Origin of the sequence: Halocatena salina (genome assembly GCF_023115355.1) — an archaeon.
Classification (GTDB): Archaea; Halobacteriota; Halobacteria; order Halobacteriales; family Haloarculaceae; genus Halocatena; species Halocatena salina.
Genome location: NZ_CP096019.1, coordinates 2,505,219 through 2,527,185, shown reverse-complemented (window position 1 = coordinate 2,527,185; position 21,967 = coordinate 2,505,219). Strand labels below are relative to the sequence as shown.

The 21,967-nt window shown below is 56.0% G+C and carries 21 protein-coding genes and 1 tRNA gene; 6 read left to right on the top strand and 16 right to left on the bottom strand.

Going from position 1 to position 21,967, the window contains the following annotated elements; all coding sequences use genetic code 11:
• The first annotated feature begins 56 nt into the window (after positions 1–56).
• The gene (locus tag MW046_RS19455) at positions 57–191 is read left to right on the top strand and encodes a DUF7128 family protein (RefSeq protein ID WP_282190214.1); all 135 of its coding nucleotides are present in this window, start codon (positions 57–59) and stop codon (positions 189–191) included.
• 140 nt (positions 192–331) lie between these two features.
• Positions 332–438, top strand: a tRNA-Glu gene (locus tag MW046_RS12965).
• A 275-nt stretch (positions 439–713) separates the two neighbouring features.
• Here MW046_RS12965 and MW046_RS12960 read toward each other — a convergent pair.
• The 3 genes from MW046_RS12960 to MW046_RS12950 all read right to left on the bottom strand — a co-directional run bounded on the left by MW046_RS12960 (position 714) and on the right by MW046_RS12950 (position 1,933).
• Positions 714–965 (bottom strand): MTH865 family protein, encoded by a 252-nt coding sequence (locus MW046_RS12960; protein WP_247993524.1) that lies wholly within the window; start codon positions 963–965, stop codon positions 714–716.
• A 140-nt stretch (positions 966–1,105) separates the two neighbouring features.
• A complete protein-coding gene (locus MW046_RS12955) occupies positions 1,106–1,291 on the bottom strand; it encodes a hypothetical protein (RefSeq protein WP_247993523.1) in 186 nt (61 codons plus the stop codon).
• An 87-nt stretch (positions 1,292–1,378) separates the two neighbouring features.
• Positions 1,379–1,933 carry an NUDIX hydrolase gene (locus tag MW046_RS12950; RefSeq protein ID WP_247993522.1) on the bottom strand — a complete coding sequence of 185 codons (555 nt, stop codon included), beginning with the start codon at positions 1,931–1,933 and terminating at the stop codon, positions 1,379–1,381.
• Positions 1,934–2,096: 163 nt separating this feature from the next.
• Here MW046_RS12950 and trkA point away from each other — a divergent pair, with 163 nt between their 5' ends.
• Together trkA and MW046_RS12940 are read left to right on the top strand one after the other, a co-directional pair.
• Positions 2,097–3,425, top strand: a complete 1,329-nt coding sequence (gene trkA / locus MW046_RS12945) for a Trk system potassium transporter TrkA (RefSeq protein WP_247993521.1) — start codon at positions 2,097–2,099, stop codon at positions 3,423–3,425.
• Positions 3,422–4,993 carry a TrkH family potassium uptake protein gene (locus MW046_RS12940; RefSeq protein WP_247993520.1) on the top strand — a complete coding sequence of 524 codons (1,572 nt, stop codon included), beginning with the start codon at positions 3,422–3,424 and terminating at the stop codon, positions 4,991–4,993. The genes trkA and MW046_RS12940 overlap by 4 nt, the downstream gene beginning before the upstream one ends.
• A 6-nt stretch (positions 4,994–4,999) precedes the next feature.
• Here MW046_RS12940 and MW046_RS12935 read toward each other — a convergent pair whose 3' ends face one another.
• The 5 genes from MW046_RS12935 to MW046_RS12915 all read right to left on the bottom strand — a co-directional run bounded on the left by MW046_RS12935 (position 5,000) and on the right by MW046_RS12915 (position 10,638).
• Positions 5,000–5,740 (bottom strand): superoxide dismutase, encoded by a 741-nt coding sequence (locus MW046_RS12935; protein WP_247993519.1) that lies wholly within the window; start codon positions 5,738–5,740, stop codon positions 5,000–5,002.
• Positions 5,741–5,845: 105 nt separating this feature from the next.
• Positions 5,846–6,685, bottom strand: a complete 840-nt coding sequence (locus tag MW046_RS12930; protein WP_247993518.1) for an ABC transporter permease — start codon at positions 6,683–6,685, stop codon at positions 5,846–5,848.
• Positions 6,682–7,626 carry an ABC transporter ATP-binding protein gene (locus MW046_RS12925; protein WP_247993517.1) on the bottom strand — a complete coding sequence of 315 codons (945 nt, stop codon included), beginning with the start codon at positions 7,624–7,626 and terminating at the stop codon, positions 6,682–6,684. Before MW046_RS12925 ends, MW046_RS12930 begins: the two co-directional genes overlap by 4 nt.
• Positions 7,627–8,419: 793 nt before the next feature.
• Complete coding sequence (gene gfo6, locus MW046_RS12920) at positions 8,420–9,487, bottom strand: D-xylose 1-dehydrogenase Gfo6 (RefSeq protein WP_247993516.1); 1,068 nt, start codon at positions 9,485–9,487, stop codon at positions 8,420–8,422.
• Positions 9,488–9,594: 107 nt separating this feature from the next.
• On the bottom strand, positions 9,595–10,638 hold the full coding sequence (locus MW046_RS12915; protein ID WP_368411335.1) for a zinc-dependent alcohol dehydrogenase: 1,044 nt from the start codon (positions 10,636–10,638) through the stop codon (positions 9,595–9,597).
• A 96-nt stretch (positions 10,639–10,734) separates the two neighbouring features.
• Here MW046_RS12915 and MW046_RS12910 point away from each other — a divergent pair, with 96 nt between their 5' ends.
• Positions 10,735–11,508 (top strand): SDR family NAD(P)-dependent oxidoreductase, encoded by a 774-nt coding sequence (locus tag MW046_RS12910; RefSeq protein ID WP_247993514.1) that lies wholly within the window; start codon positions 10,735–10,737, stop codon positions 11,506–11,508.
• A gap of 32 nt (positions 11,509–11,540) precedes the next feature.
• On the opposite strand, the gene MW046_RS12905 is transcribed toward MW046_RS12910, so the two are convergent.
• The 5 genes from MW046_RS12905 to MW046_RS12885 all read right to left on the bottom strand — a co-directional run bounded on the left by MW046_RS12905 (position 11,541) and on the right by MW046_RS12885 (position 17,681).
• Positions 11,541–12,704: an ABC transporter ATP-binding protein gene (locus tag MW046_RS12905; RefSeq protein WP_247993513.1), complete on the bottom strand. Its 1,164-nt coding sequence runs from the start codon at positions 12,702–12,704 to the stop codon at positions 11,541–11,543.
• A gap of 35 nt (positions 12,705–12,739) precedes the next feature.
• Positions 12,740–13,666 carry a carbohydrate ABC transporter permease gene (locus tag MW046_RS12900; protein WP_247993512.1) on the bottom strand — a complete coding sequence of 309 codons (927 nt, stop codon included), beginning with the start codon at positions 13,664–13,666 and terminating at the stop codon, positions 12,740–12,742.
• 2 nt (positions 13,667–13,668) lie between these two features.
• Positions 13,669–14,613, bottom strand: coding sequence for a carbohydrate ABC transporter permease (locus tag MW046_RS12895; RefSeq protein WP_247993511.1), 945 nt, complete (start codon positions 14,611–14,613; stop codon positions 13,669–13,671).
• Positions 14,614–14,651: 38 nt separating this feature from the next.
• The gene (locus MW046_RS12890; RefSeq protein WP_247993510.1) at positions 14,652–15,962 is read right to left on the bottom strand and encodes an ABC transporter substrate-binding protein; all 1,311 of its coding nucleotides are present in this window, start codon (positions 15,960–15,962) and stop codon (positions 14,652–14,654) included.
• Positions 15,963–16,448: 486 nt separating this feature from the next.
• On the bottom strand, positions 16,449–17,681 hold the full coding sequence (locus MW046_RS12885; RefSeq protein WP_247993509.1) for a mandelate racemase/muconate lactonizing enzyme family protein: 1,233 nt from the start codon (positions 17,679–17,681) through the stop codon (positions 16,449–16,451).
• Positions 17,682–18,052: 371 nt separating this feature from the next.
• Between MW046_RS12885 and MW046_RS12880 the strand changes: the two genes are divergently transcribed.
• On the top strand, positions 18,053–18,808 hold the full coding sequence (locus MW046_RS12880; RefSeq protein WP_247993508.1) for an IclR family transcriptional regulator: 756 nt from the start codon (positions 18,053–18,055) through the stop codon (positions 18,806–18,808).
• Positions 18,809–18,965: 157 nt separating this feature from the next.
• On the opposite strand, the gene MW046_RS12875 is transcribed toward MW046_RS12880, so the two are convergent.
• The 3 genes from MW046_RS12875 to MW046_RS12865 all read right to left on the bottom strand — a co-directional run bounded on the left by MW046_RS12875 (position 18,966) and on the right by MW046_RS12865 (position 21,895).
• On the bottom strand, positions 18,966–19,610 hold the full coding sequence (locus MW046_RS12875) for a halocyanin domain-containing protein (RefSeq protein WP_368411334.1): 645 nt from the start codon (positions 19,608–19,610) through the stop codon (positions 18,966–18,968).
• A 517-nt stretch (positions 19,611–20,127) separates the two neighbouring features.
• Positions 20,128–20,646: an Lrp/AsnC family transcriptional regulator gene (locus MW046_RS12870; protein WP_247993507.1), complete on the bottom strand. Its 519-nt coding sequence runs from the start codon at positions 20,644–20,646 to the stop codon at positions 20,128–20,130.
• 223 nt (positions 20,647–20,869) lie between these two features.
• Positions 20,870–21,895: a CapA family protein gene (locus tag MW046_RS12865; protein ID WP_247993506.1), complete on the bottom strand. Its 1,026-nt coding sequence runs from the start codon at positions 21,893–21,895 to the stop codon at positions 20,870–20,872.
• Between the last annotated feature and the right edge of the window lie 72 nt (positions 21,896–21,967).

Below are 21,967 nucleotides of genomic sequence, written 5' to 3'. Positions count from 1 at the left end.
CGTCACTCTAACGCTACCCACGTAACTCCTTTATCGAAGAGCACCAATAGGGATGTATGGTCACACAGGTCGAGCGTGATGATACAACGTGGCACACCTGCGAGGCCTGCGGACTTATGTTCGACAACGAAAGCGAGGCGAAAGAACACGAAAAGCGGTGTGAGTCAGACGAACCGAACTACATACAGTGAAGGCGGCGGTTGACGGCGACCGATACCGTTCGTCATCACGATGCGGGTCGGTAGTGTGCCGTGGTGTAGCGTCCTATAGCAGGAAGAAAACGGAACCATTATACAGGACTCGCCCGGAATACTGAATACACGCGAGGTGGGCTCCGGTAGTGTAGTCCGGCCAATCATATTGCCCTCTCGCCCGTGCTCGCTTTCGGGCGTCGCGGGGGGATAGGCAATGACCGGGGTTCAAATCCCCGCCGGAGCAGTGTTTTTGTAGCTGAGTATACGCCGTGGAATTTCCCCAGTTTCTCAAGGCGACTTTCGCTCACGCAGTTACCCGTCGGTGGTGGGGGTGGAATCCTCGGCGGATGCACAGCAACCACCGAACCCACACTCTCCGCTGCTTTCATTGAGGAGTGCGGCGGTAATACCTTTTGGAGGTTCGGGTTCCATCCGGCAACCGTCGGCAGTTTGTGGCGCATTGTCGGATTCACGCCCGACCTAAACGGCGGGATTCTCTCCTTGAAAGAAGAGAGGATGTCAGAACTGGTCTTGCTCTTCCAGTTGCTCAAGCACGTCGTCGACGAAGTCCTCGGGCGTTTCGTATGGGAAATCTCCACTACCAAGTTTGGTGTTCAGTTCCATGGCCGTCATGGAGAAGTCGCCCGATTCGAACTTCGTCGACGGGCCGCTGGGAAGTGCAGGAACGAGATCCATTGGACTGTTGATCGGGTAGTCGGCACCACTGAACGCGTCGAGCATCTGTTCTCGGAGTTCGTCTTTATCTACCATGATACATTACCAATAAGCGTCGACGCTACCAAAAAGTTGCACGGAACTGTTGCAAAAAGAACCGGAGTTTATTTCTTCAAAAGCTACACGGGTAGCTGACACTAGTCACCAACAGTGGCGTAAACCGGATCGACACGATATTACTCGAACGTCATGTGGTTATTTCGTTTTCTACGTTGATAGGACCGGAAGCTCATCGCCACTCCATCGGTAATAACCGTCTCGTGGCCGGGGCCAGTGGTGGTCTCGGAGACCGCCGCTGGCGCATCGCTGATCTCGGTATCATCGAAGCGATCATAGACGTACGGAACGTCACTTCGTATCATGGGACTGCATTAGAAACAATACCATAAAAAATTTTCCCAGATTCTATAGGATAAGATCCGGTTTCGAAGTCGTCGTTTCTCACTCCGTCAGAACGCGTGTGCTCGCCAGGCGAGGAGATCCTCACGATCCCGGGTATCGTCGGGGAGTTCGGAGAACCAGCGTGCCCGACTGATTTCGCCGTCGGGATCACAGACATCGGGTTCGACCGTGTTCGCTCGGGCTGCGAACACCGGGATGACGCCCCATGTCCGGTAGTTTTCGTAGGTCACTTCCACTCGGGTGAGTGTAGCCAGTCCGTCGTACGTCACGTCGATTCCCGCTTCTTCCGCGAGTTCGCGCCGTGCGGCGTCGTAAAAGGATTCCTCGCCATCGAGTTGTCCGCCCGGGAGTACCCACATATCGACGCCTTCGTGGCGAACGAGAAGGAGCTTTCCAGTAGGTCGGTAGACGATCGTATGCGAACCGTAGGGGGCACCTGATCTGGAGATACGCTCTGCGAGCGTGCGAAATCGTAGTCGATCGACCGTCTTGGTTCGGGTGAATTCGAGCGGCTCGCCGTAGTCTTCTATCAGGTGGTGGTACGCCTTTTCAGCGCTCTGGGCGGCCCGATCGGCGAGAAACCAGAGATCATTGATCGTCATCGTTGTCGATCGCTGCGACACCTGAATTACCGACTATACCACACCCATGCCAATAAACTTCACCGGTAAAGGTATCGGATATGTGTTAAATGCGAAGATGGTCGAATAGCAATCCACTTGGTCGGTCATACATTCGTCTGGATATAGTGGGAGAGGAGTACGTATGCGCGTGATCATCACCGGCGCAGGACAGGTCGGATCGTCGATCGCAGCGAGTCTCGCGGACGACCACGAAGTCATCGTTATCGACACTGACGGTGAACGGGTTGAGGCACTCACCTACTCGCTTGACGTGCTCGCCATCAAGGGCGATGGAACGTCACTCTCGACGCTCAGAGAGACCGATATCGAAACTGCGGATCTGTTCATCGCTAGCACTGACGACGACGAGACGAACGTCGTGGCCTGCGCGACGGCGACAGCGGAGAGCAATCCATTCACCATCGCACGGGTGAAGCAAACGAACTACCTCGAAACGTGGAACCAAACCGGTGGTACGTTCGGTGTCGATTTCATGGTGTGTACCAACCTCCTGACGGCGGAGACGATCGTTCGGGTTATCGGACTGCCAGCCTCCCAAAACGTCGATGTCTTCGCCGATGGTCAGATACTGATGGCCGAATTCCGCGTGCCAAAGGGCAGTCCCGTGGCTGGTCAAACGGTGGCAGAAGTCGACAGATTCGTCGAGTTGACGTTTGCTGGCATTCTTCGGGGGGAGAGCGTGATCATCCCGGAGGGTGAAACAGTCATCAAAGCTGGTGATGAGTTGGTCGTAATCGGGAATCCAGAAAGCACACACGCGTTTGCCGGGACCATCGCTCCCGATCACACCGACGATCGACAGGACATCGTCATCGTCGGTGGCAGCCAGATCGGGGTTGAAACCGCTCGATTGCTCGAAGACCGGGGCCGCCATCCCAGACTGATCGAATACGACCACGACCGGGCACGCGAGCTGGCCGAGGAGCTTGTCGGGACGACGGTGATGGAAAGCGATGCCACCGATCGGGAGTTCCTCGACAGAGAGCACGTGGGCGATGCCGATGCCGTGGTCGCTACCCTCGGCTCCGATGAGAAGAACCTACTCGCGTCGCTGTTGGCAGAGCGGATCGGCGTCGACCGGACGATCGCAGTGGTCGAAACCACCGAATACACCGATCTCTTCGAGGCAGTTGGCGTCGGCGCAGCGGTCAATCCACGCGATGTAACCGCCGAGGAGACCATTCGCTTTACACACGGCACCGAGAAAGTGGCGCTCATCGAACACGGCTGTGCGGAAGTGCTCGAAATCGAGGTTAACGCCGACAGCATCCTCGAAAACCGGCCGATCAGTGAATCGATGGCGGATCTTCCACCTCAGGTCGTCGTGGGAGCGATCGCACGGAACAGTTCGGTCATCACCCCCCGCGGCGACACCGTCATCGAGACCGGTGACCACGTAGTGCTGTTCGCCGAAACGGCCGCCGCCGATAATATCGCAAAAATCATATGAACCGAGACTGGATCGGCAGCTGGGATCGGCTCCGCGTCGATTGGCGTGCGAGCGTCGGTCTCGTCGGTACCGTCGTCAAGTATCTCGCAGGGGCGTTTCTCATTCCGCTCGCTGTCGCGCTGTACTACGGTGAGGACGTTTTGACGTTCATCGCTTCCTTGGTGTTCGCTATCGTTGTCGGGGTGGCACTCGAACGTGCCGATCCCGACCCGGAGCTGGGTGCACGTGAAGGGTTTCTGATGGTAGCGCTCACGTGGCTCGTTGTCGCGTTCGTCGGAATGATGCCGTATCTGATCGCCGGGATCGTCGGCACTGAATCGACGCTTGCACGGCCCGAAAACGCGTTGTTCGAATCGATGAGCGGCTTCACAACCACTGGCGCGACCGTGATGGGAGACATCTCGTTCGATCGTCATTCCCACGCCCTATTGCTCTGGCGACAACTCACCCAATGGCTCGGTGGGATGGGTATCATCGTGCTCGCGGTCGCCATTCTTCCGGAACTATCAGTCGGTGGTGCGCAGCTGATGGATGCAGAGGCTCCCGGACCAGGCATTCAGAAACTCACGCCCCGTATCGCTAAAACCGCACGCGTCCTCTGGATCGCGTATCTAGGATTTACCCTGCTCGAAATGGTGTTGTTGTACGGACTCCATCTCCTCGGACTCGCGCCGAACATGGGACTGTACAACGCCGTTTCCCACGCGCTTACGACACTTCCGACCGGCGGGTTTTCCCCGGAGGCGCGATCGATCGAAGCGTTCTCCGCTGCGGTGCAATGGGTGATCATTCCGTTCATGGTCGTCGCAGGAACGAATTTTGCTCTGTTCTGGCACTGCGTTACGGATGGACCGAAACGACTGCTCAACGATACCGAGTTCCAAGCCTTTACCGGCATCATAGCCGCGCTTACCGCTATCGTCGCTGGACAGCTGTTTTTCGGCATCGGACTCCAAGCCATCCCAGTCGATGGATTCTCGTTTAGCGGCAAGCTCGAAGCCTCGGTTCGACACGCGGCGTTTCAGATCGTTTCGATCGTCACGACGACCGGATACGCCAGCATGGACTTCAACACCTGGAGCGCTCCAGCCAAGTACGTGCTGTTGTTCGGGATGTTCATCGGTGGATCGGCGGGGTCAACTGCTGGCGCGATCAAGGTCGTTCGCTGGGTCGTGGTCCTCAAATCACTCCGCAAAGAGCTGTTTACGACTGTCCATCCCGCGGCGGTCGCACCCGTTCGACTGAACGGTAATCCACTCGATGAACGGACGATCCGAGGCATCTACGCGTTCACTTTGCTGTATCTCGTGTTCTTTTTCGTCGGGGTTGTTCTCGTGATCGCGGACGCGTGGCGGGTTGGTCACTATCTGAGCGCGTTCGAGGCGATGAGTGCTGTCGCCGCTACTTTGGGTAACGTCGGGCCGGGATTCGGTTCGGTTGGGCCAATGAACAGCTATCTCGACTTCCCCCTGACGTCGAAGCTGTTCATGGTGTTTCTGATGTGGATCGGACGGCTCGAAATCCTCCCCGTGCTCGTCTTACTCACACCGGCTTACTGGCGGACGTGAGCGTCATCACTCCCACACGGCCGAGGACGTCACTGCCTCATACCGACTGCGGACGGTCTCCCAATCGACGACATCGAAGAACGCATCCACGTACGCTCCCCGGTCGTTCGTGTACTGAAGGTAGTAGGCGTGTTCCCACACGTCGAGGACGAGCAACGGTGTCGCACCCTGAACCGCGAGATCATTGTGCGCCTCCGCTTGGGTTACTAACAATCGATCCGCCAGATGATCGTAGACGAGCAACCCCCATCCGGAACTTTCCACCTTCTTGGCAGCAGCGCAGAACTCCGCGATAGCCCCGTCAACGGAGCCGAAATCCTCTTGGAGAGCGTCTGCCAACGTCCCCGATGGGCTTCCACCGCCGTCCGGCGACATACTCGTCCAAAAGATCGAATGTAAAACATGACCTGACAAATTGAATGATAGATCTCTTTTTACTGATTTTATATTATCAAATTCGTCTTTCTGTCTCATATCCGCTAGTTTGTCGAGAGCCTCGTTTGCTCCATCGACGTAGCCCTGATGATGTTTGTCGTGATGGAGTCGCATGATCTGCTCGTCGATGGCTGGCTCAAGCGCATCGTAGTCGTAGGGGAGTGACGGAAGCGTATATCGACCGTCGTCCGATGATTCCGACTGTAGTGCGAACGCATCTCCTACGCCGACTGTCGCGATCCCAGCGGTCGCTCCCAGTAGCTGTAACATCGTTCGTCGGGTCGTTCCGTCGTCGTTTGTGGACTCGTACACAGATATTGATCACTGGCCTTCCACAAAAAGATAGTGTTACCGTTCCATATCAACTACATAGTTGATTATTGATATGACAGAAACGTCGTGGTAGCGGTCGAACCGTCACCCGAGATCAGCGCGCTGGAACCGCCAGTATCCCAATAGGGGAGGGACGAGAAGCCATGCCACGAGGATTACCAGCATAAACCAGCCATCAAGGTAAAATGGAGCGTTCGGATCGATCCACGCGTCCTGTCCAGTCTGTTTGGCAACGGAGTCGGGAAACACCAACTGCATCGAATTCATGTACGCGCCGGTCGGGCTGAGCGACCAGACGAGATCCTTGAGGTTCTGTGAGACGGACGTTCCGAGCCGATTGGCAACGAACTCGATGATGGTGTTCGGATTGATCGGGAAGGCGTTCCAGAACACGTTCAGGAAAAACCACACTCCGATGGCCCCACCCATCGCTCTGGATCGAGTGCTAGTGGCAGCGGATAACCCCACAGCAATACTCACGTAGACGACGGCGTACAGCAGCGTCAATCCGACGAAAGCGATGAAATCACCGATGACGACGTCCGAATAGTAGTAGAGCGCTAACGCCAGTCCGACCGCGTAAGCGAATGTGATCGCACCACCAACGACGATCGAGCGGGCGATGAGTTTTCCGAGGACGACGTCACGACGGCTGTTCGGATACGATAGTAGGAATTTGAGATTGCCGCTTTGGCGCTCACCGGCCACTGAGAGATACGCTGCCACGAGTGCGATCAGGGGTACGATGAGGACGGCGATCGCGATCATCGACCACAACGAGAGATACATATCCGGATCCCCCGAGCTACCAGTTCCCCAGAAGAACAACACGGTGAAGGCGAGATACAACAGTCCGATCCCCCGGATGAGGTTGGATCGCCGGACATCTAGGAGGTCCTTCCGGACGACGCCGACGAAGCTCATGCGATCACCTCCGCGGAGGCTTCCGTTTCTCCGGACGCCCCTCGTTCACCGTTGGTGTACTCGTTAAACAGGTCTTCGAGCGACGTCTCCTCGACAACGATCCCGGTGACCGTTGCTACCCGATCTACGCGGCGAATCACGTCTACCTTCGCTTGGGGGGTCGTACAGACGGCATGGAGGTCAGTGCCGTCGATCGTAACATCTGAGACTCCCTCAAGTTGTCCGAGCGAGAGATCCTCGGGCACGGATTCGAGGGTGAGATCGACAATGCCACCCGAACCAGCGTGTTCTCGAAGGTTGTCGATCGTGTCGAGCGCCACGAGAGTTCCCTCGTTCATGATGCCCACCCGGTCACAAACCGCTTCGACTTCCGAGAGAACGTGACTCGAAAAGAAGATGGTCGTTCCCGATTCGGCCTCTGCACGGAGGAGTTCGCGGAACTCCTGAATGCCGTTAGGATCCAGTCCGGACGTCGGCTCGTCGAGAATGAGGAGATCTGGTGATCCGATCAACGCGATTCCCAGCGCGAGCCGCTGGGCCATTCCCTTCGAGAACCCACTCACCGGACGATCCCCGGCGTCGTTCAATCCAACACGATCCAACACGGCGTCGGGATCGTCAGCGGCGTCTTTCATCTGAACACACAGCTCAAGGTGCTCGCGGGCCGTGAGCCGGCCGTACAGCTCTATTCCCTCCGGAAGGACGCCTACCCGGCGTCGGATCGCGTCGGTTTCGTCCTGTGCATCGTATCCAAGCACGGTCGCTGATCCCGATGTCGGACGGTGAAAATCCAGTAGCATGTTGATCGTCGTCGATTTCCCGGCACCGTTCGGTCCGAGAAACCCGAATATCTCTCCTTCCTCGATCCGAAGATTCAACTCTTCAACAGCAGTGACATCTTCGAACTGCTTCGTGAGGGCCGTGGTTTCGATGGCGACCATTCGTATTCTCGACACGAGCACCACGGATGATAAATGTGGTGAAAACGATCGAGCACTACATTGTGACGTTTTGAACGTATCTGACGATATGTTAGTGAATATAATTGTAGTCACATATGCATTGTCATCAGCTAATAATAATGGGATGTCAACCGTTCATAACCATAAACGATTGGTGTACAATTAATTATAATCCGATAGTTGGAGATACGTTATGATGAGAAAAGATAAGAGCGAAGATAAGATACGTCTGTTCCTACAGAAGGCGATTAGACGTATGAACGTACGCTTTGACCGAGTTCATCGTTATCACAAACGTTAATAATGACATTTGGTACTATATATATCCCTAACGATAGAGTATAGTAATTGCACATTGATATCAACTGTATGATGGTAAGGCGAGGGAAAAACGTGCTAGTAGTCGTCCATCATCGTGGTGAGGACTGGTGTTCCTTACATGGGTACTGCTGTAAGCGGGTCGGCGTTCGCGATCATCGCCCAATCGGTGGATCGCTGGTCCGTAGCAACGGTGTTTGACGCCTCAGCCCCTACTGCTCCATCAGCATGTATCCACCATTGTCGGAACAGAGATACAGCACCGTTAACGGTAGGTATGAGCTGAACCCGACGAACGAGCGTAGATAGCATAGTTTTCCACGAATTACTCCGATCTCGGTGCGACCAACTGCTATCAGAAGTTCATCATTGTGGGAATTGTTATAGAGATATCCGTACCATCCATTGGCGGGTCGTTGCTCCGCTCAGGGCCCGTGAGACGCGATGTTGCGTGTTACAGCTCGATCACGTCTCCGGTTTCTCCGGCCTCGTAGATCGCCTCGATGATGCGCATATCCATGAGTCCGTGGCGGCCGTCGGGATAGATATCACCGTCGCTGAGCAGTCTGTCAGAGAAATACTCGAACAGTTCTGTCGTCTCCCGTTCGGCGTCGAACGTTTCGTGGGTCACATCGATCGAGAGATCGTTTCGGGAAAGATGTAATCCACACTCCCCGTGAAAGGCCGGCCTGAGTTCGATCTGTCCGTGCGTTCCGGTGATCGTGAGACGGGTATCCTCGTGAGCGTTCTGACTCGCGGTCGAGACCATCTCACAGTCCTCGAAAGCGAGGAGTGAGGCGGACCGTTCGTCGGGAACATCGTCGAACGCGTCGTGGGTCGAAGCCATTCGGGACTGGACGGCGATGGGGTCGCGGTCCAGCAGAAAGCGCGTCGTGTTGATCGAGTAGATCCCAAGATCCATCACCGTGGTTCCGTACCCGGTTCGGTCGGGATCGAGCCGCCACTGATCCGGGTCTGGAATCATTTCTAACAAAGGCTGGCTGTTGTGGCCGCGGACGGAAACCGGTTCCCCGAGAAATCCGTCTTCGATGAGTTCGCGCGCGCGTTGGACAGCTGGGTCGGTGTGCATCCGGTAGCCGATCATCAGTTCGGTGCCAGCGGCGGCACAGCTTTCGACCATCCGCTGGGCCCGTTCGACCGTGCTCTCCATCGGCTTCTCACAGAGCACGTCCTTTCCGTGTGCAGCCGCCGTTTCGACGTATTCGAGGTGGTACGCGTTCGGAGTTCCGACGTACACAGCGTCGTACGCGTCGGTTGCGACGCCGTCGTGGTACTCCTCGTAGCTGATGCCCCGAGGGACGTCGTTCTCCGCAGCGATTCGCTCGGCTTTGTCCGTAGAACTGCTCACGAGAACAGTCACCTCACCGAGCTCGGAGGCCGCGATCGCGGGCAGGGCGACATCGACGGTCCACCACCCGAGTCCCAACAGCGCGTATCGGACCGTTCCCTCCGTCGTCGACTGCCACCGGCGTGTCTCGTAGCTATCGATCCAATCGATCATCACCGTCCGGTACGGAAACCAACTACTAAAACACGATGCTTGTCGAGGATCGATACGAAACGCCGTCAGTCGTGGCTTCGTGTGATACTCCAGTCATGTGAGAGTGACTACTCCGCGAGTTGAGAGACGTCGAACACCGGTTTACACGTCTCTCCAGCGAGGAACGTCTCGAAGGCGTCATCGGCGTCGAGCAACGAAAACCGATCGTCGACGAACGTCTCACAGTCGACGTCCCCCGAGCGGATGAGCCGGAACGCCCGTTCGAAGTCCTCGTACATCGATGCATACGAACACTGGAGATCGATCTCAGAACGGACGAGCGGCGAGTACGGCATCGTCGTCTCTCCGGTTTGTCCGACGAGAACGATCTGTCCACCCTTTCGGACGGTGTCGACGGCCGACGGCAATCCCGAGGGGTGGCCGGTCGTATCGAACACGACATCGAATCCGACGTGATCGGTCAGCTCGTTGCACCGTTCTTCGAACGCCTCGGACTGGACGTTGATCGTTTCGAGACCCAACCGTTCGGCCAGCGGCAACCGGTACGTCCCATCTTGGTCGACCCCAGAGACGACGACAGTTCCACCCTGTGCGCGTGCTATCTGGGCAGTCAGTAGTCCGATCGGACCTGGCCCCTCGACCAACACCCGGTCACCGGGACTCACACGAGAGTTCTCGATCACTGCCCGGGCACCGATACTCGTTGGTTCGACGACGGCCGCGTGCATCGGATCGACGCCCTCCGGGACGGGATGTAACGCCCGCTCGGGAACCGCGATGAACTGTTCGTACGCTCCATCGTGATCGACGCCCGTAATCACCGCGTTTTGACAGACGTTTTCCTCGCCGATCGAACATTGATAACACTCGCCACATCCCCGAATCGGTCGCTCAACGACACGGTCCCCGACTGAGAACGCAGAAACGTCTTCGCCCGTTTCTACGATTCGCCCGGTGTATTCGTGTCCGATGACGGTCGGCAGTTCCATTCGCTCGAACGCCGATTCGAACTCGTAGATGCCAGCGTCGCTCCCACAGAGCCCTGCGTATTCGACTTCAACGAGCGCCTCGTTGGGGTCCGGCTTCGGTCGTTCTCGATCGACAAGTTCCATCGCACCGTTCGTCCGGCTCACTTTCGCCAATCCACGCATGGACGATGAGTACTGACAGTCCAGTAGTTATAATTCTACGGGATACTGCGAGACTGGTACCGAAACCATGATACGAGTTCCGATCGCACCCCCCGTATGGTTTCGTACGAACACACACCGGTGAGTGTCAGCGACAAGCGGGTCGTTGTCGTCGGTGGGACGAGCGGAATCGGACAGGCTATCGCTCTCGGGTTTGGAAGTGAAGGAGCTGACGTGATCGGGACCAGCCGAAGCGAGGACAAGGTCGATACTACCGCTGCAGCGCTCGAAGAGCGCGGTGTGACCACCACACGGGTCACGTGCGATGTCACCGAGACAGCAACGATCGAGCGGGTTCGTGAGGCGGCGATCGAAGAACTCGGCGGCATCGATGTGGTCGTCGTCTCACAGGGTGCGATCTCCCGGGAATCAGTTCTCGGGATCGATGACGACGACTGGGATCGAGTAACCGACGTCGCACTTGATGGCGTCCGGCGCGTCACACAAACGTTCGCACCCGCGATGACCGACGGCGGTGCCATCATCACTATCTCCTCGCTGACAGCCAGGCTTTCGATGGCGAAACTGCCAGCCTACTCCGCGGCGAAGGGCGGCGTCGAAGCGTTCACACGGGCGGCCGCAAAGGAATTGGCTCCGGAGCTTCGAGTCAACGCGATCGCTCCTGGCTTCGTCATCACGCCACAGAACGAGGAGACCTACGCCGAGGGGACCGAAAAACGCGACCGGATCGATCAGCGCACGCCGCTCAGCCGTGTCGCAGAGCGCGAGGAGATCGTCGGTGGAGCGGTCTTTCTCGCTAGCGATGCGGCGTCGTACATCACTGGCGAGATACTCACGATCGACGGAGGATTCGCCACGAGCGCCCTATAGAGCCGACAAAAGGACAAAATCTCTGTTCGTAATCAGATCTGAACTACCTTCCCTTCGTATTCGAGGCGTCGATTGTGGAGCGCGTCACCGGTCTCCGCATCGAACACGTGTATGGCTTCAGGTGGAATGTGAACGAGGATGTCGCTGTCCGTGTCGATCCGCCGCATTCCGTCAGCGACCGCGATGAGATCATCGGTTTCGCTCGAAGAGTGGGGGAACGTGAGATGGATCACGTTTTCGTTGCCCATCGGCTCTACCACAGTCACGTTCATTTCTGCCGTGTGGTTCTCATGGCTGGCCTCCCCCCGTGTTTCGCCATCAGGATCGTGCAGCTCGATATCTTCGGGCCGGATGCCTAACAGCAGTTCATCGCCGTCGGACCTCCTACCGAGGGCATCCGCGAGCCGGTCGTCGAACGGGTAGGTCAGCTGGTCGGAGACGAACGTCTCGTTCTCGTACGTTCCATCGAGGAAGTTCATCGATGGTTCGCCGATGAACTGGGCAACGAACGTGTTGGTCGGTTCGTGGTACAGTTCGAGGGGCTCCCCGACTTGCTGGAGGACGCCGTCGTTCATCACTACCATCCGATCGGACATCGTCATCGCTTCGGTCTGATCGTGTGTCACGTAGACGGTCGTCACGTCGAGTTGCTCTTGGAGCTGTTGGAGCTCCGTCCGCATCTGAGCGCGGAGCTTCGCATCCAGATTCGACAGCGGCTCGTCCATCAAAAACACCTCCGGATCGCGAACGATCGCCCGCCCGAGCGCCACACGCTGCTGTTGGCCCCCAGATAGCTCCTCGGGACGACGGTCGAGCAGCTCGGAGATGTCGAGCAGTTCCGCGACTTCTTCGACCCGCTGTTTGCGTTCTTCGTCCGTGAAGTCGGGTTCTTCTTCCAACCCGAACTTCATGTTACCGCGAACGGTCATGTGTGGATACAGGGCGTAGTCCTGAAACACCATCGCAACGTCCCTGTTTTGGGGCGTACGATAATTCATCAGGTCTCCGTCGAACTGTATCTGACCCTCTGAAGGCGTTTCCAATCCGGCAATCATCCGGAGCGTCGTCGTCTTGCCACACCCCGACGGACCGACGAGAACGATGAACTCTCCATCCTCGATGTCGACGTTCACGTCATCGACGGCGACAACGTCGTCAAAGCGTTTCGTGAGTGTTTCTATCGTTATGTTAGCCATGTTTACTGTTTGTGTCGTAGATATTCTGAAACCGATTATGCTCCGCCCGTTTGGAGTCCTTTCGCGAACTGTTCGGAAAACGCAATGTACAACACCAGGGTCGGAAGCGCGGCAAGAAACGCCGCAGCCATCCGAAGACCGTAATCGACGCCGGATATCGAGGCACCGATGCCGGACAGCACCAGCGTCATCGTCGCCGCTGTCGCGTTCGCGTACTTGATGATCGTCAACGAGAACAGGAACTCGTTGTAGATCTGCGTGAACTGGTAGATGAACACCACCCCGAACATCGGTTTCGACAGCGGAAGGACGATGTCCTTATAGATGCTCGTGAGGCTTTTGCCGTCGATCTTTGCGGCTTCGATGAACGATGTGGGCATACTCTGGTAGTATCCCCGAAACAGGACCGTGACGATCGGGATTCCGTATGCGATGTGGGTGATCGTCAACGGAACCAACTGCAGATGTCCGGGTTCGACGAGTTTCAACCGTGCGACTGGCTCGAGCATCTCAGCCAACGGGAAGACCTGATACCAGAACTTATCGATCGGAATGATGACCGCCTGGTAGGGCACGAACACGCCGATGAGGAACAACACGAGAATTCCGACCTGTCCCCGCCAGTCGATCATCGTAAGACCGTAAGCGGCCATGCTGGCGAACACGATAGTGATGAGCGTGGCCGGAATCGCCATCACGAGCGAATTGATGATGCTGCCGTATAACTGGTCGAAGGCGGTTCCAACGTTTTCGGCTGTCACTCCGTCGGCACCCGGCGGGAGAAACGGCACCGTCTGGGAGATCGATGCGTCGGTTTTGATCGCTGTCAGGATCCCCGCCTCCAGCGGCGCGAGGAAAAACGCGATGAACAGCGTCACCACGATGTAGATCCCGAGCCGCCGGGCATCCATCCCGTTTACGATTCCTGCAACGTCGATGTCAGCAAGTGATTCTCGTGCCATGGTTAGAGACTCCCCTGTTTGTGCTGGTAGTAGAGATACGGCGAAATGACGCCCAGAGCCATGATCAACAGCATAGTGGCGATCGCTGCTCCATACGCCCACTGGACGTTGTTGAACGCCTCTCGCATCATCAACGTCGCCAGTATGTCAGTGCCTTTCGGTGGCGTGTATCCCCCCGTCAGCGCGTACAGGAAGGTGAACGTCTTCAGCGCGAACACCATCAACACGACCGCCGCGCTCACCGATGCGGCCTTGAGCTGTGGGATGATGACGCGCAGGTAGATCCTGACTGTACTGGCGCCGTCGATCTGTGCGGCTTCGAACTGCGAGCCCGGGATCGATCGTAACCCGGCGAGATACACGATCATCGTGTAGCCGCTGAACTGCCAGATCAACGCGAAGATGATCGCAGCGAGTGAGAACGACGGGTTCCCGAGAAAGTTGATCGGATCGATCCCGAACAATCCAAGCACGACGTTGATGACACCGAACTCGGCGTCGTACATCCACACCCACAGTTTCGCTGTCACGACGAACGAGAGGCTCATCGGAAGCAAGTAGATCATCTGTATCTGTTCTTTGAACCGGAACTGCCTGTCGAGGAGTACCGCGAGGAACAGACCCAACACCAGACAGATTGCCGTGAACGCGACTAACAGAACGAACGTGTTCACGGCAGCCCGATGAACGGAGGGTTCGGATAACGCCTGACTGTACATCTCCAGATCCAGACTCGACCAGTCGACCGGCCCGATCCCGGCGGTGTCGGTTAACGAAATTGCGATGTTGTAGCCGATTCCACCGTAGACGGCGATCCCCATGATCACAAAGGGGATACCCCAGTAGGGAAGCGACCGAACGAAATCCCCATTGAGGACGTATCGGAGCTTCGTCCGCCATCCGACGGAGTCCGCTACCGACTCCCCGGTTGCTTCGTGTGTAGCCATAACAGATTACTTATTGTATGAATTATATTACCTATGAGTCAGTTCGAAACCGCTGATTCGAGGTCACTCGCGGCTGCCTCAACCTTGTAGGGACCCATGAAGTTCACCCGGAACGCCTCTTCACACGCCGTGAGCGTCTGCGGTGTGACCGCCAGTCCGTGTGCGATCGTGGGGGGCAACTGTTTCGCAGACCGGAGATCCTCGTACATCTGCTGAAGGTATTTCGGTAGTTTACTGGGATCCACGTCGGTTCGGAGCGGAACAGACCCCTTGTTCTTATTGAACGTGATCTGAGCTTTTTTCGATCCCACGAACCGGAGCCACTGTTTGGTCAGCTCCGGGGTTGGGTTGTTCGCAGGCGCCACGAACGAATCGAGGTGGAAGACGTACACTCCTTCCGTTCCGGGGAAGGGGATCCAGCCCCAATCCGTCTGATACTCCTGATCATTCCTGCGATACGCGCCGTACAGCCAGTTACCCTGATGGACACAGCCAGCAGTGCCGTTGATGATCTTCTCGTTCGCCTCGGTCATGCTCAGCGTCGAGGCGTTGTCAGGGATGTGGTTCTGGAGGATGTTTTTCGTCGCTTTGAGCGCTGATCGGATTGCGTTCCCGTCGGGATTCCCCTCGATGAAGTTGGTGTACGCCTCCACACCCGACTGACTCAGGAGGATCTGAGCGAACAGTTGGAGATTCGTCCATGGCCCGCTCATTGCCTGAGTCATGGGCACGGCATCGGTGTTCTGTCCGATCGTTTCGAACGCCGAGATCAGTGCATCGATCGAATCCAACGATTCGGGGTCAACCCCTGCCTCTTCGAACACCTGAACGTTGTAAAAGAGGTTGTTCATCCGGTGAGAACCGATCGGTACCGCAGGCATCTTATCGTTGAACGTACACTGCTCGACCGTCGCCTCGTGGATTGTGTCTTTGAGACCGGCCTCCTTCCAAACGTCTTTCTCGACGTTCATGAGGGCACCCTTGTACCGTTCGAGGTGTTTTCCGGGCCAGTTCGCAAACGATCCCATCAGATCATTGTTCTGTAATCTGTTTGCGATGACTGTGTTGAGATTGCTGTTGGCGTCACCTCCAGCACCGTTATAGTCAGTTGATATATCCGGATATTCCTCATTGAATGCTTTTTTGAGAGCATTCATCGCCGCTTGTCCGTCTCCCGAATTCCAGCCGTGGACAACTTCGAGCGTACCGCTTCCGCCACCGTCGTTAGAACCACTCCCCTCGTCCAAACAGCCGGCGATCCCCGTTGTTCCGACAGCACCGAGAGCGGCAAGTGTTTTCAAGTATCGACGTCGATCCCGATCGTCAACGTGGTCGATGTCAGTAGACATGGTACATCACTAAACTGCCTACCGTTCCGTGTCGTTGATCACTATTAAACATTTTCCATGGAGGTAGAATGTCCTTCCCATGGTAACGTCCGTCACAACTACGCGCTACGGGTATTTTACCTTGGAAAATAATATTGAAATATATAAATATATATGATAAATGAGCATCTATTCCAGACATCACTAGCAAGAGCGGAAATGTTATATAGCCACACTAATAAAATATATTTCATTATTCAGTGGGTGGTAATCGTCAGCATTCGAGCGAATAGGCATCATTTTCCGCGTTTTTCTCGAAGAGCCCCATGAAAATATCTCCAAAACGGATCGTTATCGCCAGCATTATGGATCTAATTTCGAATATACCGTACATCATGTTCTTTTGAAGGAAACACAGATCCGGTCGAGCGAGAACGAGGACGGCCGGTAGCGGTTCATCAGTCGGTCACAGACGCCAAACACGATGAGTTTCGGTCGTCGCCAAGCTCAAGCTTCGTCGAACATCGTTTCACCCTCGGCGAGGTGATCAGCGACGGCGTCGAGGTCGAGCGTCAGACCGAGTCCCGGCCGCTCAGGAATGGCCATGTAACCGTCCTGGATGAGGTCGTCCTCCTCGACGAGGTCTTCCCACCAGCCGAGTTCGTAGGAGTGATATTCGAGCGCCAGCGCGTTCGGGATCGCACTCCCCACGTGTGCAGAAGCCATCGTTCCGATCGGTGAGGAAACGTTGTGCATTGCAAGCGGCACGTAGTAGAGATCGGCGAGCGTTGCGATCTTCCGGGTTTCGCGCATTCCACCGACTTTCGGAACGTCGGGAGCGATGATGTCGAGCGCTTCCTCCTCGATAAGGCGGCGTTGGCCGTGCGTCCGGTAGACATTCTCTCCGACGGCGATCGGCGTCCCGGTCGATTGGGTTACGGTTCGTTGCACGTCGTGGTTCTCAGGTGGGACGGGATCTTCGAGCCACCAGACATCGTACGCTTCGAGCCGTCGTGCGAGTCGCCGAGCGCTGCCTGCGGAAAAGGCCCAGTGGCAGTCAAACGCTACATCGGCTCGGTCGCCCACGCGTTCGGTGACTCGTTCGACGATCTCTGCTTTGTGCTCGATCTCCGGCGTTCGAAGGTGACGGTTTGCACGGTCCTTCTCGTGACCGGACGGCACGTCGAGGTCGAACTTCAGCGCATCGTAGCCGAGTTCGTCGACCACCCGTTCGGCTTCCTCAGCGCATGCCTCGGGATCAGCCTCTTCCTCGGTGTGACAGTCACAGTACACCCGAATCGCGTCCCGGTACTTGCCTCCGAGTAACTGATAGGCGGGGACATCCAGTATCTTCCCGACGACATCGTGGAGCGCGAGTTCGATGCCGGAAATGGCGGCGATATCCTTTCCAGCGATCGATCCCTCTCCGGACATCTTCTGCACCATGTGTTCGTACAGCCGGTCGATATCGAGGGGATTTTCGCCGACCACGAAGGGCGTGAGTCGCTCGATAATCTCCGGCAGCGCGCCACCCCAGTACGCTTCACCGTTTCCGACGTGCCCGCTGTCCGTGTACACGCGGACGAGTGTCCAGGGGTAGTTCCCGTCTACGATCACCGTCTGGACATCGGTGATCTCTACATCACGGGGGCCCCGGTCCCGGTGTAATCCCATCGTCTCGCCCGAAAGATCACGCATCGTGTACTCTGCGTTCGGATCTCGCAACTGCCTGTAGTTCATACAACGTGTGAACATCAACGGTCGTTATGAAAACGTTTTCGGGATGAATGAACGGCATCACGTTCGTATCGTTATATTTAGTTTATATTATATATTTTCATACTATTTCATTCGGGAGAATCTATCCGTGGTACAGTGTATGCCGCAAGGAAGGAAATAATTCCCACAATGCTGTTATCGAACGTCATCATCCCGGAACAGAACGTTTCGAGGGGGAGTTCAGCCATCACAGACCGACCGGACAGGAGTCGATATCGAGAGAATTGGCTCGCCGGCGAACACCATCACCGTCGTTAGTGCTCGGAAGCGGCCGCGAATCGGGCACACCGAGATGGCAGTGGATTTATACTTGTTGGTGTGATCAATCCACTATGGGAAAAAATTCGATCAAATCGATCAAGACCACGTTCGAAATCGTGGGAACGATTCAAGAGCGGGGTGGAACGACGTTGACGGAGCTTTCTACGGCGCTCGACATCCCGACGAGCACGGCGTACAACTATCTACAAACGCTCGAAGAGGAGGAGTACGTCGTTTCGGAGGATGGAACCTACCACGTTGGACTTCGGTTTCTAGAGCACGGTGCACACGCCCGGAGTCGTATGAAACTGTTCGATGTCGCCGTCCCGGAAGTTGACAAGCTCGCGGATCAAACCAACGAACTCGCGAATCTGCTCGTGGAAGAACACGGACGAGGGATCTATCTCCATCGCGCCTACGGTGACGAGGCAGTGAAAGTAGAAGCGCACGTCGGTACCCGCGTGTATCTACACAGCACCGCTCTCGGAAAAGCGATCCTCGCCCACCTCCCCGAACAGCGACGGAAAGAGATCTTCGAGCGGCAAGGACTACCTAATCGTACTGACAAAACCGTGACCGATCCCGACAAACTAGCGGATCAGCTACAGCGGATCGAAGACCGCGGCTACGCGTTCGATAATGGGGAACGGATCAAGGGGCTCCGGTGTGTTGCTGCGCCCGTGTTGAGCACCTCGGGACGAGTGCTCGGAGCGGTCAGCGTTTCCGGTCCCGCCAACCGGTTTCGAAAACAACGCTTTCGGGAGGAGTTACCTACCAAGCTACTCGAAGTGGTTAACGTCATCGAACTCAACATCACTCATTCGTAGCCCGCTCACCGTACGATCTGTTTTTAGCCGCTTATCCCATATTGTGGGAACAGCGCCGTTGCCGGGGTTCGATGGGAGTTACAAAGGTAACGCTGTAATGGATTCCCTACGGGAGTCGAGAGATCCAAGACGGCCCCCGCGATCAGTTCTCCTATCATCACCGGCGTCCACCTTTCGTGTGAGCGCTTTCACCGTATTTGAGCAGATAAAAGACGAAGATGAGCGTGGAGGACATCATCAATAGGGCACTGATACCGACGTAGTGAGGTTGGAAGGGGACGCCGAGATCCTCCGGATCGGTTTCCTGCTGTGCGGCCGTCTCCCGCGGAACTGATCCGACAGCAACAGCTCCTTTCATTCCCTGACTCCGGTGAGGTTCACAGTAGTAGTTGATGATTCCATCGGCATCGAACGTCTGGGTGAACGTGGTACCTGCTTGGGCAACCGGACTCCCGCTGGTGAAACTGTCGTCCTCGGCGACGACGTTGTGAGCACCTCCACTTCCGGTCCATTCCCACGTGACTGTCGTACCAGGATCGATGTGGACAGCGACGGGATCAAACGAAAGCCCGCTGTTCGGGTCACCACCGACTGCGATCGTTATCATGCCCTGTCCCGTGAGATCGGCCGTCTGTTCGTCCCAGTATCCCACGTCGTCAAGCCAACCGCCGTAGTCGATCGAACCGCCACCCCCTTCCGTTTGGGCAGTCACCCCTCTGCTACCAGCCGCGCCACCGGCTGCTCCAGCTATCCCGCTGACGAACGCGCGCCGCGACATGCTGTGTTTGGTTTTCTCACCCATGATTATGATTCTCGTCTCCGAATAAAGAATCCTGTGATAGACTGATAGACATAAATTATTGTATTCTATTACGACTGATTCACATGCTGTATTCATGACCCATGCCGATCGAAGTACCCTGCACGCCCGGAATACAATCAAACATTACCTCACCATATCGGTATCAGTGCGCTATTTTTCCGTTTTCGGTGCTTTTCGGACTCTACCAGACGATCACATCACGCCCTCTAACGACGTATCTGACGCGATAGTCGAGACTAGACCACGTTCATCTCATTTCATACTGATCGAATACCATTCGTATATTTTTGTCGATCAGGAATTAGTGATTGACTGCACAGATCAAACCGATCGGTTTACTCAGCGGTGGTGATCATCGATCACGCTGTTGATCGAAAAAGATTGTACAGTTACTTCTATATCTATTCGTTGTTTGCGCTCGATCGAACCGACGCGAGACCGTGGCAAAACCGAGCAGTGGTCGACACGACTGATAACCGAAAGTCCGGGATATAGGTCACTGATCGTATAGGACTTCGAGAATTTCTGCGTCAGTTCTGAATTTCAGGACGTTGTGAACCACCGAATTTCGGATGTTCTGCACTGAATCGCCGTACTCTTTGTAGAAATCATGGATCCATTTCGATTCGGCGCGTCGGTTCGGGAACATCATGATCGACTTCCATTGATATTCGCCGTCTGAGAGGAACATAAACAGGGTGTTAGGAGAGCCACGAATCGCTTCAAGCGCTTCGCGCCACGTTTCTTCGAAATGTTCGGGGTTGAGTTTGAACTCGAACATGCCGAACAGGAAGTATGCGCCATTAGGGATGATCGCCTCCCGAAACACTCCTTCCTCTCGCATTCCCCGAATCGACTCGCTGACCGTCACATGCGAGATGTCGATGTCGTACTTCCGTTCGAGGATGTCCGCAAGTTCGCGTGAGGAGAGCTGTGGATCTTCCGAGAGTTCTCGCAGAATGTATACATCTCGTTCCTTGAAATCCCAGTTCGGTGCATCATCTGGATCGGTCATGCAGTATACTAGTATAATCGTGCTACCTGCGTGTTTCGATGGTTCATTTCGAGAGTGAACGGGAAGTCCACCCCGGGAGACAGAAAAACGGGAGCGGGTCCAGAGAGAGCACGGACAGCAGATAATGACCAGCCGTATGCCATCGACTGACGTGTGGTTCCGTATTCGCTGCCCATATGTAATTGAAAGGATCTATATAATAAGCTTTGTGGATGTAGATTCATTACCGATCGGTTCCAGAGTTTCGCTTCCTATCGAGCGAGATGAGGAGCTCGTCATCTTTCCGTTCGATTCGTGTTCCGAACGGTTCTGAGCGCTCGCGCAGTCGTCTGTGGCTCCAGTTTGTAGCTGTCTCGGATGCGGTGTGGACTGCACACTCGTAGATCTCCGTCGGGATGAGTCGTAACACATCGGGCGTTCCATCCCGCTGGACGTGGAGTTCAAACAGGAAGCCGCGATCGTTCCGAAGCGTTTCGTCGACCGCGTAGTCGTCGACGAAATCGCCGGTGTCGTATAGGATGGGACAGCCGTCGTGGATCTCGATCCCCTGAACGACGTGAGCACTGTGGCCGTGAACGAGCGTTACTCCCTGCTCGATCAGCCAGCGGCCGACGTCCTGAAACGCCGACGACGGTTCAGAGACCATGTTGGGACCCCAGTGAAGCGAAGCGATGAGGAGGTCCGGATTCGTTTTCTTCGCATCGTCTATCGTCGATACGAGGGTTCGGCGACTTTCCGCGTCGTCGAGATCGAACGACACGTACGCGACACCGGGCGAATCGGGACCAGCAGCGTACTCGGGAGTGTTGTCGGTGAACGCGAGAAGAGCGATCTCCGTGCCGTCGATCGACAGCCGTGCTGGCGCGTGGGCTGTTGCTTCCGTTCGACCCGCCCCGGCGTGGGCGATATCGGCACGATCGAGTCGATCGATCGTATCATACAGCGCGTCAACTTCATAATCTAGGGTGTGGTTGTTGGCGAGTGAGACCCAGTCGACACCTGCTCGTTCGAGGGCTGGAACAGCCCAGCGTGGGTCTGCTCGGAAGTGAAAAGGACGATATGTCCGACGCCACGGATGTCCCATCCGCGACAGAACACATTCGAGGTTGATGAACAGTCCATCGAGCGACTGCAACTCATCGAGGAGATCGCCCCATACGGCGTCGACAGAACGCGAGCGCTGTCGGCGGTCGACCAGTCGACCCAACATCACATCGCCCGTAAATCCGAGCCGAAGGGTCGAAGCCATAGCGGTAGTTGTATCGTGGGACACTAACGAGTTTCGTGGATGAAAAAATCGACGCACGGACCGATCTCGGAG